The organism is Streptomyces sp. NPDC058683 (assembly GCF_042716195.1).
In the GTDB taxonomy this organism is placed as follows: domain Bacteria; phylum Actinomycetota; class Actinomycetes; order Streptomycetales; family Streptomycetaceae; genus Streptomyces.
The window spans coordinates 110,424-127,538 of the sequence record NZ_JBHXSK010000005.1 but is presented as its reverse complement, the minus strand read 5'-3'; the positions used below and the strand labels follow the sequence as shown (position 1 = coordinate 127,538).

The 17,115-nt window shown below is 70.4% G+C and carries 16 protein-coding genes; 5 read left to right on the top strand and 11 right to left on the bottom strand.

What is annotated here, in order from left to right:
• Window position 1 precedes the first annotated feature (1 nt).
• The 3 genes from ACFWXC_RS07340 to ACFWXC_RS07330 are packed head-to-tail and all read left to right on the top strand — an operon-like array spanning window position 2 to window position 2,388.
• The gene (locus ACFWXC_RS07340; RefSeq protein ID WP_384474887.1) at window positions 2-775 is read left to right on the top strand and encodes an ABC transporter permease; all 774 of its coding nucleotides are present in this window, start codon (window positions 2-4) and stop codon (window positions 773-775) included.
• The gene (locus ACFWXC_RS07335) at window positions 772-1,548 is read left to right on the top strand and encodes an ABC transporter permease (protein ID WP_384474462.1); all 777 of its coding nucleotides are present in this window, start codon (window positions 772-774) and stop codon (window positions 1,546-1,548) included. The genes ACFWXC_RS07340 and ACFWXC_RS07335 overlap by 4 nt, the downstream gene beginning before the upstream one ends.
• Window positions 1,549-1,572: 24 nt before the next feature.
• Window positions 1,573-2,388, top strand: coding sequence for an ABC transporter ATP-binding protein (locus ACFWXC_RS07330; RefSeq protein ID WP_384474459.1), 816 nt, complete (start codon window positions 1,573-1,575; stop codon window positions 2,386-2,388).
• Here the strand turns inward: ACFWXC_RS07330 and ACFWXC_RS07325 are convergent.
• From ACFWXC_RS07325 to ACFWXC_RS07280, 10 genes are all read right to left on the bottom strand, one after another.
• Window positions 2,357-4,501 (bottom strand): discoidin domain-containing protein, encoded by a 2,145-nt coding sequence (locus ACFWXC_RS07325; protein ID WP_384474456.1) that lies wholly within the window; start codon window positions 4,499-4,501, stop codon window positions 2,357-2,359. The genes ACFWXC_RS07330 and ACFWXC_RS07325 overlap by 32 nt on opposite strands.
• An 87-nt stretch (window positions 4,502-4,588) precedes the next feature.
• Window positions 4,589-6,196 (bottom strand): glycoside hydrolase family 13 protein, encoded by a 1,608-nt coding sequence (locus ACFWXC_RS07320; RefSeq protein WP_384474453.1) that lies wholly within the window; start codon window positions 6,194-6,196, stop codon window positions 4,589-4,591.
• A 30-nt stretch (window positions 6,197-6,226) separates the two neighbouring features.
• A complete protein-coding gene (locus tag ACFWXC_RS07315) occupies window positions 6,227-7,108 on the bottom strand; it encodes a carbohydrate ABC transporter permease (RefSeq protein ID WP_384474450.1) in 882 nt (293 codons plus the stop codon).
• Entirely contained in the window at window positions 7,105-8,061 is a 957-nt protein-coding gene (locus tag ACFWXC_RS07310) for a carbohydrate ABC transporter permease (protein ID WP_384474447.1), read from the bottom strand. Before ACFWXC_RS07310 ends, ACFWXC_RS07315 begins: the two co-directional genes overlap by 4 nt.
• Before the next feature lie 5 nt (window positions 8,062-8,066).
• Window positions 8,067-9,419, bottom strand: coding sequence for an ABC transporter substrate-binding protein (locus ACFWXC_RS07305; protein WP_384474444.1), 1,353 nt, complete (start codon window positions 9,417-9,419; stop codon window positions 8,067-8,069).
• 140 nt (window positions 9,420-9,559) lie between these two features.
• Window positions 9,560-10,555, bottom strand: coding sequence for a LacI family DNA-binding transcriptional regulator (locus ACFWXC_RS07300; protein ID WP_384474441.1), 996 nt, complete (start codon window positions 10,553-10,555; stop codon window positions 9,560-9,562).
• A 56-nt stretch (window positions 10,556-10,611) separates the two neighbouring features.
• On the bottom strand, window positions 10,612-11,427 hold the full coding sequence (locus ACFWXC_RS07295) for an ABC transporter permease (protein WP_384474438.1): 816 nt from the start codon (window positions 11,425-11,427) through the stop codon (window positions 10,612-10,614).
• Window positions 11,428-11,438: 11 nt separating this feature from the next.
• Entirely contained in the window at window positions 11,439-12,302 is an 864-nt protein-coding gene (locus ACFWXC_RS07290; RefSeq protein ID WP_384474435.1) for an ABC transporter permease, read from the bottom strand.
• 3 nt (window positions 12,303-12,305) lie between these two features.
• Window positions 12,306-13,496: an ABC transporter substrate-binding protein gene (locus tag ACFWXC_RS07285; RefSeq protein WP_384474432.1), complete on the bottom strand. Its 1,191-nt coding sequence runs from the start codon at window positions 13,494-13,496 to the stop codon at window positions 12,306-12,308.
• Window positions 13,497-13,525: 29 nt separating this feature from the next.
• Entirely contained in the window at window positions 13,526-14,557 is a 1,032-nt protein-coding gene (locus tag ACFWXC_RS07280; RefSeq protein ID WP_384474429.1) for an ABC transporter ATP-binding protein, read from the bottom strand.
• A gap of 123 nt (window positions 14,558-14,680) precedes the next feature.
• Between ACFWXC_RS07280 and ACFWXC_RS07275 the strand changes: the two genes are divergently transcribed.
• Together ACFWXC_RS07275 and ACFWXC_RS07270 are read left to right on the top strand one after the other, a co-directional pair.
• Entirely contained in the window at window positions 14,681-15,421 is a 741-nt protein-coding gene (locus ACFWXC_RS07275; protein WP_384474426.1) for a FadR/GntR family transcriptional regulator, read from the top strand.
• Window positions 15,422-15,459: 38 nt separating this feature from the next.
• Window positions 15,460-16,239, top strand: a complete 780-nt coding sequence (locus tag ACFWXC_RS07270) for a cache domain-containing protein (RefSeq protein ID WP_384474423.1) — start codon at window positions 15,460-15,462, stop codon at window positions 16,237-16,239.
• A gap of 103 nt (window positions 16,240-16,342) precedes the next feature.
• On the opposite strand, the gene ACFWXC_RS07265 is transcribed toward ACFWXC_RS07270, so the two are convergent.
• Window positions 16,343-17,011 carry a hypothetical protein gene (locus tag ACFWXC_RS07265; protein ID WP_384474420.1) on the bottom strand — a complete coding sequence of 223 codons (669 nt, stop codon included), beginning with the start codon at window positions 17,009-17,011 and terminating at the stop codon, window positions 16,343-16,345.
• Between the last annotated feature and the right edge of the window lie 104 nt (window positions 17,012-17,115).

Below are 17,115 nucleotides of genomic sequence, written 5' to 3'. Positions count from 1 at the left end.
AGTGAAGGGGCTGAACACCGCACTCGGTGCGGCCGGGCTCGCGGCCTTCCTCGCCCTCGGCGAGGCGGTGCCGCGGCTCGGTCTGGTCAAGGCGGACTACTTCCCGCCGACCAGCCGGATCGCCCGCGCCCTCGGTACCGAACTCGCCGACGGGGCCTTCTGGTCGGCGCTCGGCGACACCCTCACCGGCTGGGCGGCGGGCCTGGCCATCGCGGTCGGCGCCGGCATCGTGGCGGGGGTCGTCCTCTCGGTCGTCCCGCACCTGCGCGAGGCCACCGCCTCCACGGTCGAGTTCCTCCGCCCGATCCCCTCGGTCGCCCTGATCCCGCTCGCCATCCTGCTCTACGGCACGGAACTCCGCTCGGTCCTGCTGCTCGTCGTCTACGCCTCCTTCTGGCAGGTCCTGGTCCAGGTGATGTACGGCGTCCAGGACGTCGACCCGGTCGCGGAGGAGACGGCACGGTCGTACGGACTCGGTACCTGGGCCCGGGTCCGCCATGTGCTGTGGCCGACCGCGCTGCCGTACGTCATGACCGGCGTCCGGCTGGCCGCCGCGGTCGCGCTGATCCTCACCATCACCGCCGAACTGGTCATCGGCGCACCTGGGTTGGGCCAGCAGATCGCCGTGGCGCAGACCTCGCAGGCGGTGCCGGACATGTACGCCCTGATCGTGGTCACCGGGCTGCTGGGGCTGCTCATCAACGTGGGCGCCCGGTCGGTGGAGCGGCGGGCGCTTGCCTGGCACCAGTCGGTGCGCGGGGAGGTGGCGGTGTGAGGCGGCTGCTGCTCGGCGCGGTGTACGTGCTGGCCCTGCCCGCGGTGCTGGTCGCGCTGTGGTGGGTGGCCTCCGACGGCAGTACGAACCCCTTCTGGCCGCCACTGCGCACGATCCTCAAGACCTTCCCGGACGTCTGGACCGGTCAGCGGCTCCGCGACGACCTGCTGCGCAGTGTGCTGCGGCTGCTCGCCGGGTACGCGACGGCGGCCGTCGTGGGCGTGGCCCTGGGAACGGTCGTCGGCTCGTACCGGCGGGTGCGGGCGGTGTGCGAGCCGGTGCTCGAATTCCTGCGGGCGGTGCCGCCGCCCGTTCTCGTCCCCGTCATCATGCTGTTCGCGGGCATCGGCGACACCATGAAGATCGTGGTGATCGTCAGCGGCTGCGTCTGGCCGATCCTGCTCAACACCGTCGAGGGCGTACGGGCGGTCGACCCGGTGATGACGGAGACGGCCCGCTCCTACGGCATCACGGGCGTGACCCGGCTGCGTACGCTGGTACTGCGTTCGGCGAGCCCGCAGATCTTCGCGGGCCTGCGGCAGGCGCTGTCGATCGGGATCATCCTGATGGTCATCAGCGAGATGTCCGCGGCCAGCAACGGGCTCGGCTTCACCATCGTGCAGTTCCAGCGCAGCTTCGCGATCCCCGACATGTGGACCGGGATCCTGGTGCTGGGCCTGCTCGGCTTCGCGCTGTCGGTGGTCTTCCAGGTGGTCGAGCGACGGGTGCTCGGCTGGTACCACGGGCTGCGCGCGACAACCCGGCGGTCCTGAGTGAACATCGTGAAGGGGCGGTCCATGCTCGACGTACGCGGCCTGCAGAAGGTCTACGACGGATCCGGCCGCCGCATCGAGGCGGTGCGGGACCTCACCTTCACCGTGGAGGCGGGCGAACTCGTCTGTCTCGTCGGCCCGTCGGGCTGCGGCAAGACCACCCTGCTCAAGTGCATGGGCGGCCTGCTCACCCCGACCGGCGGCGAAGTCCTCCTGGAGGGACGGAAGGTGACCGGGCCGCCGCCCGGGATGGCGTTCGTCTTCCAGGAGTACGGTCGCAGCCTGTTCCCCTGGATGCGGGTCGCCGACAACGTCGAACTCCCGCTGAAGCAGAAGCGGTTGCCGCGGGAGCGGCGCAGGGAGCTGGTCTCCGACGCGCTGCGCTCGGTCGGCCTCGCGGATGCCGCCGGCGCCTATCCCTGGCAGCTCTCCGGCGGTATGCAGCAGCGGGTCGCGATCGCGCGGGCCCTGGCCTACGAACCCCGGGTCCTGCTGATGGACGAGCCGTTCGCCGCCGTCGACGCCCAGACCCGGGCCGATCTGGAGGATCTGGTCCGGGGTCTGTGGCAGGAACGCGGCATCACGATCCTGTTCGTCACCCACGACATCGACGAGGCGGTCTACCTGGGCCAGCGGGTGATCGTCCTGTCCGCCTCGCCGACCGTCGTCCAGGAACAGCTGAAGGTCGACCTGCCGGACCGGCGCGACCAGTTGCACACCCGGGTCGCCCCGCGCTTCGCCGAGCTGCGCACCCATGTGTACGAGCAGATCCAGGCGGCGAAACGCGGGACTCCCCGGGCGGCGGAGGTCACGCCGTCAGATACGCCTCCACCTCGCTGAACTGCCCGGCAGGCCAGGCGTTGTTGGCGGTGACGGTCAGCCGCAGATAACGCAGGTTGGTGCTGCCGGGCAGGGCGACGGTGACGGTGTTGCCGGTGGCCGGGTCGAACCGGTACCCGGTGGAGCCCACCACGGTCGAGTAGTTCGAGCCGTCGGTGCTGCCCAGCACGGTGACGGTCTCGGTGCGCGCGCCCCAGGCCGAGGACGGCGGCAGCTTCAGCACCAGCCGGCGGGCCGCGTAGGCGGAGCCGAGGTCGACGGTCAGCGACTGCGGGAAGGCGTTGTTGGCGGACTCCCAGTAGCTGTTGGCGTCGCCGTCGACCGCCTTGCCGGGTGTGTAGACGTCCTGGGAGCCGGTGGCGGTGGCCGGGCGGCCCTTGGCGAGGTTGCGGCTCGGGTCGGGGTCGGGGTTGCTCTGCCCCGGCTGCGGCCAGGTCGAGCAGTCCGACCAGGTGCTGGACCAGCCCGAGTTGCCGCCGCCGTCGGTGAGCGCGAAGGAGCCGGAGCTCGCCGGGTAGGGGCAGTTGTAGATGCCGGCCGCGCCCACGCCGGTGGCGGTGACGTTGCGGAAGGCGGCGGTGCCCTGCGCCTCGGCCTGCACCACGACCGTCCCGGTGTTCCGCACGGTCGCACCGGTCACGTTGACGTTCCTGACCGCGTACCCCTGCCCACCGCCGGAGACGAACTCGAAGGCGCTGTACGGGCTGTCGGTGATCGTGGTGTTGGTGATGTTGACGGTGGCGTTGATGGCGCTGTCGTAGGAGTCGACGCGCAGCGCGCCCATCGGGTGGTTCCAGTTGGGGTTGATCGCGCCCGCGCGGACCAGCGTGTTGCCGTCGACGGTGATCGTCCCGGACAGCGGTGAGAACGGGTCAGCGAACTTCTGGTTGGAAATGGCAATGCCGCTGCCCAGCGCGTTGGTGTCGGAGATCAGGTTGTTCCGCACGGCGATGTCGGTGCCGCCGTAGATGGCGATGCCGTTGGCCAGGTTCGGCTGGGAGATGGTGTTGCTGGTGAAGCTGGAGTTGGTGTCGGGCGAGTACAGCGACCACATGGCCAGGGAGTCGTCGCCCTGGTTGCGCAGGAAGTTGTTGCGGACCTGGACGCCGTGGGCGGTGCCGTTGAGGTTGAGGCCGTCGGCGGTGGTGTCGAGGATGCGGTTGTTCTCGACGACCAGGTTGTCGTTGTTGCCCATCAGCCAGAACCCGCACTTGAGGTGCTGGATCCACATCCCGGAGACCGAACTGTTCGGCCCCAGCGACCCGTTGACGAAGTTGTCCGGGTTGGAGTCGACACGTTCGGTGACCTCGCCGATCACCGCGAAGTTGTTGATGTGGACGTTCCCGGAGGAGCTGGACTGGTCGATGAACCGCGAGGTGTGCACGACCGAGTACCAGCTGCCGGCGCCCTGGAGGGTGACGTTCTGCACGCCGCTCAGGGAGGACGTGAGCCTGTAGTCGCCCGGCGGGATCCACACCGTCCCGCCCTGGGCGGCCGCGATGGCGTCCCGGAAGGCCTGGGTGGAGTCGCCGTTGCCGCTGGGGTCGGCGCCCTTGGAGGTGACGGAGACCGATCCGGCGGGCTGTGCGGCGGCCGCGGCGACCTGCTCGAAGTCGGCGACGTCGACGGTGACCTGGGTGCCGGTGGACTCGAAGGCGACCTTGTCGCCGGCCTGGACGTTCTGGCCGAGCAGCAGGCGTGCGTTGTCGAAGAAGTGGTGCTGCTTGGCGCCCGCGATCCAGCCGGTGTCGACGTAGGAGTACTTGGCGGTGACGGTCAGGGTCTTCGCCAGCTTGACCCCGTTGACGTACACGTTCAGCGTGCCGGACTGGCCGTCGGGGACGCTGTAGGAGACGTTCACGGCGTTGGACGCCTGGGGCGCGGTGAACTCGACGCGCTGCCCGGAGGTCAGCCGCACGGCCTGGCGGCCGGAGACCTCGGAGGCGAGGGTGCCCTGGGTGTAGTCGGGGCCGATCTTGCTGCCGGTGGTGGTCGCCGCCTCCGCCTCGACCGAGGTGAAGGGCAGGCTCGCGCCCGCGGCCGCGTGGGCGGCGGGCGCGACGGCGACGAGCATGCCGGCGGCGAGGGCGACAGCGGCCGCCACCGCTGGCATGCTCCTGACAGCTCTGGCTGTGGTGCGCTGCATCTGCTGATCCCTTCGGGGTGGGGGGAGGGGAATAGCGCGAGCGGTACCGGCGGCTCAGCTCATCAACCAGGCCGCCGTGTCCTGCGGCAGACGGCCGGTGCCGTCCAACGGGCCGCTGGTGAGGAGAAGTTGGGTGTGGGCGGGGAGTTCGACGGGGTCGGGCGCGAGGTTGACCACACAGATCAGTCCCTCGGCGCGGGTGAAGGCGAGGACCCCCTCGGGAGCGGGCAGCCAGGTCAGCGGGCCGGCCCCGAAGAGCGGGCGGGCGGCGATGGCCCGGCGGTAGAGGCTGAGCATGGAGTCGCCGTCGTCCTGCTGGCGGTCGGCCGCGTACGCGGCCCAGCCGGCCGGCTGCGGCAGCCACGGCTCCTCGCGCGAACCGAACCCCGCGTAGGGCAGACCGGCGGCCCAGGGCATCGGCACCCGGCAGCCGTCCCGGCCGGGGTCGGTGCCGTCCGACCGGAAGTACATCGGGTCCTCGATGCGGTCCGCCGGGATCTCGGCCTCGGGCAGCCCCAGCTCCTCCCCCTGGTACACGTACACCGCGCCGGGCAGCGCCAGGGACAGCAGGGCTGCCGCGCGGGCCCTGCGGGTGCCCAGCTCCAGGTCGGTGGGGGTGCCGAAGGCCTTGGTCGCGAAGTCGAAGGCGGTGTCCTCGCGGCCGTAGCGGGTGACCGTGCGGGTGACGTCGTGGTTGCACAGCACCCAGGTGGCGGGCGCGCCGACCGGGGCGTGCTCGGCGAGGGTGGTGTCGATCGACGTCCGCAGCCGGTTCGCGTCCCAGGGGCAGGACAGGAAGGAGAAGTTGAAGGCGGTGTGCAGTTCGTCGGGGCGCAGGTAGCGGGCGAAGCGCTCGGCGTCCGGGAGCCAGACCTCGCCGACGAAGACCCCGTCGTAGGCGTCGGCGACCGCGCGCCACGAGCGGTAGATGTCATGGAGGTCGTCGCGGTCGACGAAGGGGTGCGGCTGCGGATCCGTGGCCAGGTCGGGCAGGTCCGGGTCCTTGGCGAGCAGAGCGGCGGAGTCGATACGGACGCCGGCGACGCCCCGCTCGAACCAGAACCGCAGGATGTCCTCGTGCTCCTGGCGGACGGCCGGGTGGGCCCAGTTGAGGTCGGGCTGTTCGGGGGTGAACAGGTGCAGGTACCAGTCGCCGTCGGGCAGCCGGGTCCAGACCGGTTCGGTGGAGCCGACGAACTGCGACGGCCAGTCGTTGGGCGGGAGCTCGCCGTGCGCGCCCCGCCCCGGGCGGAAGTGGAACAGCTCGCGCTCGGGGCTGCCGGGCCCGGCCGCCAACGCCGCCCGGAACCAGGGGTGCTGGTCGGAGACGTGGTTGGGGACGATGTCGACGATCGTCCGGATGCCCAGCTCCCCCGCCTCGGCGATGAGCTTCTCGGCCTCGGCGAGGGTGCCGAACGCCGGGTCGATGGCCCGGTAGTCGGCGACGTCGTAGCCGCCGTCCTTCAGCGGTGACAGGTACCAGGGGTTGAACCACAGGGCGTCCACGCCCAGGCCGGCGAGGTACGGCAGCTTGGCGCGGACGCCCGCGAGGTCGCCGGTGCCGTCGCCGTCGCCGTCCGCGAAGCTGCGGACGTACACCTGGTAGATGACGGCGGAACGCCACCAGTCGAGGTCCTTCGGGGCATGGCTGGGCTGTCCCACTGTGCGTGCCTTTCTGTCGGAGGAAGGGCGTCAGCCCTTGGTGCTGCCCGCGCTGATCCCGGCGATGATGTGCCGCTGGAAGACGAGGAACAGCGCGACCATCGGGATGCTGGCGATCACCATCGCGGCGATGAGCACGGTGAGCTGGATGTTCTGCGACAGCTGGACCAGGGCCACGCTGATGGGCTGCTTGTCGGTGTCCGAGAAGACCATCAGCGGCCACAGGAAGTCCTGCCACACCGCGACCAGGGCGAAGATCGACACCACCCCGAGCACCGGGCGGGACATGGGCAGCACCACCGACCACAGGATGCGCAGCTTGCCGGCGCCGTCGATCTCGGCGGCCTCCAGCACATCGCGCGGCAGTTGGTCGAAGAACCGCTTGAGGAGATAGAGGTTGAAGGCGTTGGCGACGGCCGGGAGCCAGATGCCGAGCGGGTCGTTCAGCAGGCTGGTGTGGATGAACGGCAGGTCGGCCACGGTCAGGTACTTGGGGACGACCAGGGCCTGGGCCGGGACCATCAGGGTGGCCAGGATCCCGCCGAGGACCACGTTGCCGAAGGCCGGCTTGAGCTTCGACAGGGCGTAGGCGGCGGCCGTGCAGAACACCAGCTGGAAGGCCCAGGCGCCGGCCGCCTGCACCACCGTGTTCCACAGGTGCTGGGGCAGCTGCATCAGGTCCCAGGCGTCGGTGTACCCGGTGAGGTGCCAGTGCTTGGGGATGAGGGTGGGCGGGGTCTGGGTGACCTCGTCCGGGGACTTCATCGCGCCGGTCACCATCCAGTACACGGGGAACAGGAAGGCGAGCGCGAAGAGCAGGACGACTCCGGTGAAGACGGTCCAGTAGACCGCCTTCCCGCGCGGGCGGGCCAGGGTCGCCGGCGAGATCAGGGTGCGGGTGGCGCTGCTCATCCGTCCTCCCCGGAGCGGGTCAGCCGCAGGTAGACGGCGGAGAAGACACCGAGCAGCACCAGGAGCATGACGCTGAGGGCGCAGGCGCCGCCGAAGTCGTTGTAGAGGAACGCGTACTTGTAGATGAGGTAGAGCACGGTGACCGTGGCGTTCTCCGGGCCGCCCCCCGTGATGACGAACGGTTCGGTGAACACCTGCATGGTGGCGATGATCTGAAGGAGCATCAGCATGAGGATGACGAACCGGGTCTGAGGGATCGTCACATGCCGGACGCGCTGGAGGAGATTGGCGCCGTCGAGTTCGGCGGCCTCGTACAGCTCGCCGGGGATGGACTGGAGGGCGGCCAGGTAGATCAGGACGGTGCCGCCCATGTTCGCCCAGGTGGCCACGATGACCAGGGAGACGAGCGCGGTGTCGGCGCCGTTGGACCAGTTCGAGGTGGGCAGGTGGAGGAAGCTCAGGGTCTCGTTGGCGAGGCCGGCTCCCGGGTCGTAGAACCACTTCCACAGCAGGGCGCTGACCACCGGCGGGATCATCACCGGCAGGTAGACCACGACCCGGAAGAACGCCTTCGCGTGCCGCAGCTCGTTGAGGACCAGGGCGAGGACGAACGGGATCGCGAAGCCGATCAGCAGCGCGAGCAGCGTGAAGGTGAGGGTGTTGCGCCAGGCCGCCGAGAACTCGGGATCGTGCAGGACCCGGGTGAAGTTGGCGGTGCCGACCCATTCCGGGGACGAGCCGGGCGTGTACTTCTGGAAGGCGATCACGACCGCGCGGATCGCCGGGTACCAGGAGAACAGGGCGAAGCAGATCAGTCCGCCGAGCAGGAACCCGTAGGCACGGGCCTGGTCGAGGATCCGGCGCCGCCTCCGGTCCCCTGCCGGGGACGGCGCCGGGGCCTGTCGGGCGCCGACCGCCGCCGGGGCGGGTCGGTGCTCGGCCGTCTTGGTCATCGCGGTCAGCTCCGCGCCAGGATGCCGTCGATCTTCTCGTTGGCGTCCTTGAGGAGCTGGTCGATGTCGGCGTCCTTCTTGGTGAGGACGGCGGAGACGGCGCCGTCGAGGACGGAGTAGATCTGCTGGGCGTTGGGCGGCTCGATCTTCATCTGGAGGGACTGGTTGCCGTCCAGGAAGGCCTGGTAGTTCTCCACCGGGACGTTGGCGTTGGCCTTCTTGACCTGCTGGTCCTTGGCGTCGGCGGCGCCGGTGAACAGGCGCGGCTCGGGCAGGCCCACGGGTGCGTTGTTCTTCTTGGCGCGGGCGTAGTCGCCGAGGAAGCCGTCACCGGGGGTGAGGAACATGGAGTCGAGCCACTTGAGGCCGGCCCGGATCTGCTCCGGGGTGTCCTTCTTGTTGAACATGTAGCCGTCGCCGCCGATGAGGGTGCCCTGGCCGCCGGGCATCGGGGCGAGGGCGAGGTCCTTGTAGTTGCCGCCCTTCTCTTTGACCAGGATCGGGATGTTGTCGGGGGCGGAGAGGTACATGCCGAGCTTGCCCGAACCCATCATCTGCTGCACGTCGTTGAGGATCAGCAACTGCTTGCTGCCCATGGTGTTGTCGGTCCAGCGCATGTCGTGCAGGTTCTGCAGGACCGCGTGGCCCTGGGGGGTGTCGACGGTCGCCGTCTTGCCGTCGGCGGAGACGACGTCACCGCCCTGCGAGTACAGCTCGGCGGTGAAGTGCCAGCCGCCCTGGTTCTGCGCACTGTAGTCGGCGTATCCGACGGTGCCGTTGCCGAGGGCGGCGATCTTCTTGGCGTCGGCGCGGACCTCTTCCCAGGTCGCCGGCGGCTTGTCGGGGTCGAGACCGGCCCTCTGGAAGAGCGCGCGGTTGTAGATCAGACCCATGCTGTACCCGGTGCGCGGGATGCCGTAGACCTTGCCGTCCACGGTGTAGATGTCCCGCAGCTGCTTCTGGATGGTGTCGTAGCTCTTCAGGTCCTTGAGGTACGGCGTCAGGTCGGCGGCCTGGTTGATGTCGACGACGTGCTTGGCGTCGGTGAAGTAGGTGTAGAAGACGTCCTCCATCTGGCCGCCGGCCAGCTTGGCGTCGAAGGTCTTCGGGTCCTGGCAGGGGAACGCGTCGTGCGCGACGACGTCGATGTCCGGGTTCTTCTTCTCGAAGTCGGCGATGTCCTGGTCGAAGAACGAGCGGTCGACCTTGGCGCTCTTCGGCGGCTCGCAGTTGACGGTGATGCGCGTCTTGCCGCTCCCCGCGTCGTCGTCGCCCGACCCGCAGGCCGAGGCCGAGAGCGCTAGGGACGAACAGACACCTATCGCGACGAGAGCACGGCGGAACCCGGTGCTGGACATCGGTGGACCCCCCAGAACAGGAGCAGTGGGCGCCGCACCGGGACCGGTGGGCGCCGCACACTCAAGCACCGGCGACAGGAGTCCGCAAGATGTCGCGCAGAATCTGTAATTATTCGACAGCAAATTGGATGTGCTGCATCTCAGATCCGGGGCGCTTGCGCTGTCGAGCCGCGGACCACGAGCTCCGGCTCGAACAGCAGCTCCTCCGGCGGTACGGCGGTGCCGCCGATCTGTACGTTCAGCAGTTCGACGGCCGCCCGGCCCATGGCCTCGATGGGCTGGCGGACGGTGGTCAGCGGGGGTTCGGTGCAGTTCATGAACGCGGAGTCGTCGTAGCCGACGACCGAGACGCGGGACGGGACGTCCAGGCCCTTGCGGCGGGCCGCCCTGATCGCCCCCAGCGCCAGCGGGTCGCTGGCGCAGATGATGCCGGTGACCCCCTGGTCGATGAGGCGCGTGGCGGCCGCGTGACCGCCCTCGATCGAGAACATGGCCCGGGCCACGTTCGCATCCGGGAGGTCGCCCATGGCGCGCGCGGCGGCCAGCTTGCGGGCCGACGGCATGTGGTCGGCGGGGCCGAGGACGAGTCCGATCCGCTCGTGGCCGAGGGAGGCGAGGTGTCGCCAGGCCTGTTCCACCGCCACGGCGTCGTCGCAGGACACGCCGGGGAAGCCGAGATGGTCGATGGCCGCGTTGATCAGCACCACCGGGATGTTGCGGTCGGCGAGCAGCCGGTAGTGGTCGTGCGGCGCGTCGGCCTGCGCGAAAAGACCGCCGGCGAACACGACTCCGGAGACCTGCTGTTGCAGCAGCAGCTCCACGTAGTCCGCCTCGGAGACCCCGCCCTTGGTCTGGGTGCACAGCACGGGGGTGAGCCCGAGCTGGGCGAGCGCGCCGCCGATGACCTCGGCGAAGGCCGGGAAGATGGGGTTCTGCAGCTCGGGCAGGACCAGGCCGACGAGCCGGGCGCGCTCGCCGCGCAGCTGGGTGGGGCGCTCGTAGCCGAGGACGTCCAGGGCCGAGAGCACCGCCTGCCGGGTGGCCTCGGAGACCCCGGGTTTGCCGTTGAGTACCCGGCTGACCGTGGCCTCGCTGACCCCGACCTTCTTGGCCACTTCCGCAAGTCGTCGCGTCATGGGCGCAAGCGTAGCGCAATTTACGCAAGCAGTTTGCGTAAGCCTGGGAGCCAGGGTCAGACGCGGCTGCCGGTGGCCGTGTCCGCCGACAGCCGCTGGGCGACGTAGATGGGGACCACCGACAGCAGTACGAGCACGGCCGCCACCACGTTCACCACCGGTGCCTGCTGGGGGCGGGTCATGTTGTCGTAGATCCACAGCGGCAGGGTCTGGACGCCCGGTCCCGCGGTGAAGGTGGTGACCACGATCTCGTCGAAGGAGAGCGCGAAGGCGAGCAGTCCGCCCGCGAGCAGCGCCGAGCGCACCAGCGGGAAGGTGACGTCGGCGAAGGCCCGGAAGGTGTCGGCGCCCAGGTCGGCCGCCGCCTCCTCATAGGTGCCGGAGGTGCGGCGCAGCCGGGCGACGACGTTGTTGAAGACGATCACCACACAGAAGGTGGCGTGTCCGACGACCACGGTGAACAGGCCGAGTCCGACACCGAGCGGCTCGAGGACCGTGCTGAAGGCCGAGTTGAGGGCGATGCCGGTGACGATGCCGGGCAGGGCGATCGGCAGGACGACCACGAAGGACAGGGCGTCCCGGCCGAAGAAGCGGTACCGGGCGACCGCGAAGGCGATGAGCGTGCCGAGCACCAGGGCGATCGCGGTGGCACCGAGCCCGGCCTTCACCGAGGTCCACAGGGCCTCGCGGGCGCCCAGGCTGTGCCAGGCGACCGACCACCAGCGGGTGGTCAGGCCTGGCGGCGGCCAGCTCGCGCTGCGGTCCGGGTTCAGGGAGTTGACGAGGACCAGCAGCAACGGCACGTAGATCACCGCGAAGCCGAACCCGGCGGCGACACGCACCGCGATCCGCGCGGAACGGGAGAGTTGCACGGCGGGCTCCTCTACAGGCTGCTCAGCGCGCCCGTGCGGCGCATCGCGAGCAGGTACAGCACGATGACGACGACCGGGACGGTGGCGAGGGCTGCGGCCATGGGCAGGTTGAGTTCGATGTTGGCGTAGACGAGGTTGCCGATGAGCTGGGACTTGCCGCCGACGATCTGCACGGTGATGTAGTCGCCGAGGCTGAGCGAGAAGGTGAACACCGATCCGGCGGCGACCGACGGCAGCACCATCGGCAGCACCACGGAACGGAAGGTCCGCCCGGCGCGGGCGCCGAGGTCCGCGGAGGCGTCCAGCAGGTTGTCGGGCAGCTGCTCCAGCGCGGTGTGGATCGGCAGGATCATGTACGGCAGCCACAGATAGGTCAGGGTGAGCACGGTGGCCGGCAGCCCGAAGCCGGGTCCGCTCAGCCCGAGGGGCTTCAGCAGCCAGTCGGCGAGCCCGCCCTCGGACAGGATCAGCCGCCAGGCGTACACCTTGACCAGGTAACTCGCCCACAGCGGCGTGAGGATGGCGACCACGAGCAGCGGCCGCCGGCTCGGCCTGGCCACCCGGGCGGTGTAGAAGGCGACCGGGAAGGCGATCACCGCGCACAGGACGGTCACCGCGAGGGCGACGCCGACGCTGCGCAGGATCACCTGCCGGAACACCGGTGTCGTGAACAGCTCGTGGAAGTTGTCGGTCGACCAGACCTTCACCACCTCGGAGGTGAAGGAGTCCGTCGTCCAGAACGCGGAGACGAACAGCACGGCCAGCGAGCCCAGGTAGAGCACGGCCAGCCACAGCAGCGGGGCGGTCAGCAGCAGGGCGAGGCGGAGCCGGGGGCGCCGGTGCAGCGCCCCCGCGGTCCGGGTGAGCAGGGCCATGGATCAGCCCTTGATCTCGGTCCAGGCCTGCACCCACTTCGCGTACGGCACGCACTTGACGTCGGTGCGGCCGTCCAGGCACTGCTCGATGGGCGTGTTCCAGAAGGCGATGTTCTTCCAGTAGCTCTCGTCGGCCGCGTGGTAGGTCGCGCAGAAGTTCTTGTCGCTGGTCAGGTCGCAGGCCTTGGCGTTGGCCGGGGCCTCGCCGAAGTACTCGGCGACCTCGGCGTTGACCTTCGGGGAGACGATCCAGTCGAGCCATTTGTAGGCGCAGGTGGGGTGCTTGGCCTTGGCGGAGACCATCCAGGTGTCGGACCAGCCGGTCGAACCCTCCGCGGGCACGAATGCCTTCACCTTGGCGCCCTCGTCGGCGGCCAGGTTGGCGATGACCTGCCAGCTGGTGCCGATCACGGAGTCGCCGCTCTTGAAGGCGGAGATCTCCTTGAGGTAGTCGCTCCAGTACTCGCCGATGTCCGCGTTCTGCTTCTTCAGCAGGGCGACGGCCGCGTCGAACTGCTTCTGGTCGAGCGCGTAGGGGTCCTTGATCTTCAACTCCGGCTTGGTGGCCTTGAGATACAGGGCCGCGTCGGCGATGTAGATCGGCGAGTCGTAGGCGGTGACATGGCCCTTGTACGTGCCGGCGTCGTCGAAGACGGCCGACCAGGAGGTGGGCGCGGGGCTGACCTTCTGGGTGTTGTACATCAGCAGGTTGGCGCCGCGGCCGTGCGGGATGCCGTACATCTGGCCCTTGACCGAGTTCCAGGCGCCGTTCTTCAGACCGCTGAAGACATCCTTGTAGTTCGGTACGAGCTTGGTGTTGACGGGGGCCGCGTCGCCGGAGGCGATCAGGCGCAGGGAGGCGTCGCCGGAGGCGGAGACGGCGTCGTACTGGCCGGTCTTCATCAGCTTGACCATCTCGTCGGAGCTGGCGGCGACCTTGGAGTTGACCTGGCAGCCGGTCTGCTTCTCGAAGTCGGTGACCCAGTCCACCTTGGGGTCGTCGGAGCCGTCCTCGACATAGCCGGCCCAGGCGATCAGGTTGACCTCGCCTTCGCTCTTGCCGAGATCGGCGAGGGGCTTGAGGTCGGGCGGGTTGAGCCCGGTGGACGAGCCGGAGCCGGAGGAGCCGCAGGCGGTGGCGGCCAGCAGCAGCGCGACGACGGCGGCCGCGGTGCGGGGACGGGGGAGGCGCACGACGTACTCCAGAGGTGAGGGACGGCGGGTCAGTCGGGGACGTGGACGGTGTGCCGGCGCTGCCAGCGCAGCCGGACGCGGGTGCCGCGGTAGGCGGCGACGTCCTCGGCGGAGGTGTCGAGGTTCTGCTGGAGCGCGGTGAGCCGGCCGCCGCCGTCCAGGTCGACCAGGAAGCGGGTGGCGTCGCCGAGGTAGACCACCTCGGCGACGGTGCCGACGGCGTCGGCGTGGCCGGGTTCGCCCGGGCCCGCGGTCTCCTTCAGGACCCGGATCTTCTCGGGCCGGATGCTGTGGGTGCCGCTCTCGCCGAGCACCCGCCGGGCGGTGTCCCCGGTGAGCAGGTTGGAGGTGCCGACGAAGGAGGCGACGAAGGCGGTGGCGGGGCGTTCGTAGATCTCGGCGGGGGTGCCGACCTGTTCGATACGGCCCTGGTGGAAGACGGCGACGCGGTCGCTCATCGTCAGGGCCTCCTCCTGGTCGTGGGTGACGAAGACGAAGGTGATGCCCACCTCGCGTTGCAGGGCCTTGAGTTCGAGCTGCATCTGCTCGCGCAGCTTGAGGTCGAGGGCGCCGAGGGGCTCGTCGAGCAGCAGGACGCGGGGGCGTCCGACGAGGGCGCGGGCGAGGGCGACGCGCTGGCGCTGGCCGCCGGAGAGCTGGGCGGGGCGGCGGCCGCCGAAGCCGTCCAGGCGGACCTCGGCGAGGGCCTTGCGGGCGCGGACCAGGCGTTCGGCCTTGGCGATGCGGCGGACCTTGAGGGAGTAGGCCACGTTCTGCTCGACGTTCATGTGCGGGAACAGGGCGTAGTCCTGGAAGACGGTGTGCACGTCCCGTTCGAAGGGGGCGCGGCGGGTGACGTCCTGTCCGGCGAGTTCGACCACGCCCGAGGTGGGGCTCTCGAAGCCGGCGATCAGGCGCAGGACGGTGGTCTTGCCGGAGCCGGAGGGGCCGAGCATCGAGAAGAACTCGCCGTCGCGGATCTCCAGGTCGACTCCTGCCACGGCGCTGGTGTCGCCGAACGACTTCCGCAGATCCCGCAACCGGATCGCGCTGGCCTCCATGGGCGGGAACCTTTCTGGTGCTCTCCTGCGTTGCACGTGGTGAACGGAAAGATATGAAGTCATAGTTCAAAGCTCAAGACCCTGCTGAGGTAAAGCTTGGGTCAACGCATAGGGTGGTGGGCCGTGGAACAGCAGCAGACGGACGGCGGCGCCCGAAAGGCCGTCTTCGCCCCGGTGGACAGCGGGGCCCGGGTGGACGCCGTCGTACGCCGGATCGGCGACGCCATCGAACTCGGCCTGCTCGCCGACGGCGAGCAGCTGCCCGGCGAGACGGAGCTGGCCGGACAGCTCGGGGTGTCCACGGTGACCCTGCGGGAGGCGCTGATGGCCCTGCGCCAGCAGGGCCTGGTCGTCACCCGCAGGGGCCGCGGCGGCGGCAGCTTCGTCTCCCTGCCGGACACCCCCGGCCGGGAGCGGCTCCTGGAGCGGCTGCGCGGCTGGAGCCCCGAGGAGCTGCGCGACCTCGGCGACCACTGGGCGGCCCTGTCCGGCACCGCCGCGCACCTCGCCGCACAGCGCACCGAGGACCACGACCTGGACCAGCTCCGCCGGACCACCGAGGAGTTGCGGGGGGCCCGGGACACGTCGGCGCGTTGCCGGCTGTACGGCCGCTTCCAGGTGGAGCTGGCGGCCGCCGCCCAGTCGGCCCGGCTCACCCGGGAACAGGTGGCGCTCCAGACGGACGTCGGGGCGCTGCTGTGCCTTGTGCTCGGCGACGACGAATATCGTGAAGAGGTGGCGGACCGTCACCGGTCCGTAATCTCGGCCGTGCAGGATGGGGCGGACGCATCGGCCAGGGAGCTGGCCGAGCGGTGCGTGCGGGACTCGACGGCGCGGCTCATCGCCCTGCGGCTGACCCTGTAGCCGTACCGCGCCCGCTCCCCCGTCCGCCGGAGGGCAGCATGAGCCGCGGCACCGTCCCCGCCACTCCCGTGACCAGGACGCCGGCCGCCGCCGAGGAGTATGTGGCCGAGCGGGTCGGCCACGCCCTGGAGGCGGTGTTCGACGCCGTCGCGCAGACCCGTGCCGACACCGCCGCGCTGCTGGCCCGGGTGGCCGCCGACGGCCGCCGGCCGGTGACCGCGGACCTCGCCGCGCTGCGCCCCGGGCTCCATCTGCGCCTGACCCGGCAGGAGTTGGTCTCCGGCGTTGGTTTCGTGGCCGCGCCCGGACTGCTGGGCGACGTGCCGGCCTGGCTGGAGTGGTGGCAGAGCGACGGCGGCGGGGACGTACGGCCGCTGCTCCTCGACCTCGACCCGCGCACCTCGGCCTACTCCGACTACACGCACTGGGACTGGTTCACGCTGCCCCGGGACACCGGGCGGCGGGCGGTGGCCGGGCCGTACGTCGACTACCTCTGCTCGGACGAGTACAGCCTCACCCTGTCCGCACCGGTGGAACGGGCGGGCCGCTTCCTGGGCGTGGCCGCCGCCGACGTGTATCTGAGGCACTTCGAGGCGGCCGCGCTGCCCCTGCTGCGGGCGCTGCCCGGCCCCGCCCGGCTGGTCAACGCGCGCGGCCGGGTGGCGGCGTCGGCGGACCCGGCGCATCTGGCCGGCTCGCTGACCCGGGGGCCGGACTTCGCGGCCGTGCTGGAGAGCGGACGGGCCGGCGCGTTCGGCGCGCTGCGGTTGGTGCCCTGCCGGGGCGTGCCGCTCGTCCTGGCGGTGGCCCCGGCGTGAGACGGGACCGCGTCCGGGCGGCCGACGGTGGCGGGTGCGGGCCGGAGCCGGTACGGACGACCGGCCCGGCGCCGTCGGCGACCTGAACGCCGACGGTGCCGGGTCAGGCGTCGGGGGCGGGGACCACGGTCAGATGGGCGCCCAGGCCGCCGGGCCGGCGGGCGCGGCGCGGGGCGGCGGGGCGGGGGGCGGCGCGCAGCACCAGGGTGTAACGCGCGTAGCCCATGTCCTCAAGGGTTCTGGCGGTCTCGCCGACCACCCGGCACTCGGTGGCGCCCAGCATGGGGTCCGGGTGCAGCACCGGCCGGACGGCCCCGTCGAGCCGGGCGCCCTCCTCGCCGACCGCGCGCAGCCAGTGCGGCAGACCGTACCGGAAGGCGGCCTCCATGATCGGGTCCTGGGCGATCTCCCGGCGGATCGACTGGAGTTCGTGGTCGTGGGCGTACCGCTCCAGGGTGGTCTTGAACTGGGCCAGCATCGGCAGGCACCAGCCCGACTCGTGCGCGCCGAGCACCGAGCCGGCGTCCGGGTGGAACAGGACGAACCGGAGGAAGTTGTCCCCGGGCATGGCGCTGGGATGCGGGGCGACCCCTCGGAAAAGTGTCTCGAACGCGCCGTTGGCCAGCACCACGTCCCAGCGGTGATCCACCACCAGGGACGGGAAAGGGACCGCGTCCAGCAGCAACGCGTAGTCCTGGAGATATGCCTGGGCCTCAAGACTTTCGGGGACGGGCCGCGGCGCCGGCCGCCGCCCACCTGCCTGATATGCCATCGGGAGGTCACCCCTCTTGCCTATGCGGCCTTCTCGCGGCGATGTGATCCTGCTGCCCCACCCGGAGGCATGTCAACTATCGTGGCATTTCATGCCTGTTGACG

Bases quoted from the DNA above. Each gene is read 5' to 3' on its own strand.
- ACFWXC_RS07330 (WP_384474459.1), top strand. From the start codon at position 1,573: ATGCTCGACGTACGCGGCCTGCAGAAGGTCTACGACGGATCCGGCCGC.
- ACFWXC_RS07325 (WP_384474456.1), bottom strand. From the start codon at position 4,501: ATGCCAGCGGTGGCGGCCGCTGTCGCCCTCGCCGCCGGCATGCTCGTC.
- ACFWXC_RS07315 (WP_384474450.1), bottom strand. From the start codon at position 7,108: ATGAGCAGCGCCACCCGCACCCTGATCTCGCCGGCGACCCTGGCCCGC.
- ACFWXC_RS07310 (WP_384474447.1), bottom strand. From the start codon at position 8,061: ATGACCAAGACGGCCGAGCACCGACCCGCCCCGGCGGCGGTCGGCGCC.
- ACFWXC_RS07305 (WP_384474444.1), bottom strand. From the start codon at position 9,419: ATGTCCAGCACCGGGTTCCGCCGTGCTCTCGTCGCGATAGGTGTCTGT.
- ACFWXC_RS07300 (WP_384474441.1), bottom strand. From the start codon at position 10,555: ATGACGCGACGACTTGCGGAAGTGGCCAAGAAGGTCGGGGTCAGCGAG.
- ACFWXC_RS07290 (WP_384474435.1), bottom strand. From the start codon at position 12,302: ATGGCCCTGCTCACCCGGACCGCGGGGGCGCTGCACCGGCGCCCCCGG.
- ACFWXC_RS07280 (WP_384474429.1), bottom strand. From the start codon at position 14,557: ATGGAGGCCAGCGCGATCCGGTTGCGGGATCTGCGGAAGTCGTTCGGC.
- ACFWXC_RS07270 (WP_384474423.1), top strand. From the start codon at position 15,460: ATGAGCCGCGGCACCGTCCCCGCCACTCCCGTGACCAGGACGCCGGCC.
- ACFWXC_RS07265 (WP_384474420.1), bottom strand. From the start codon at position 17,011: ATGGCATATCAGGCAGGTGGGCGGCGGCCGGCGCCGCGGCCCGTCCCC.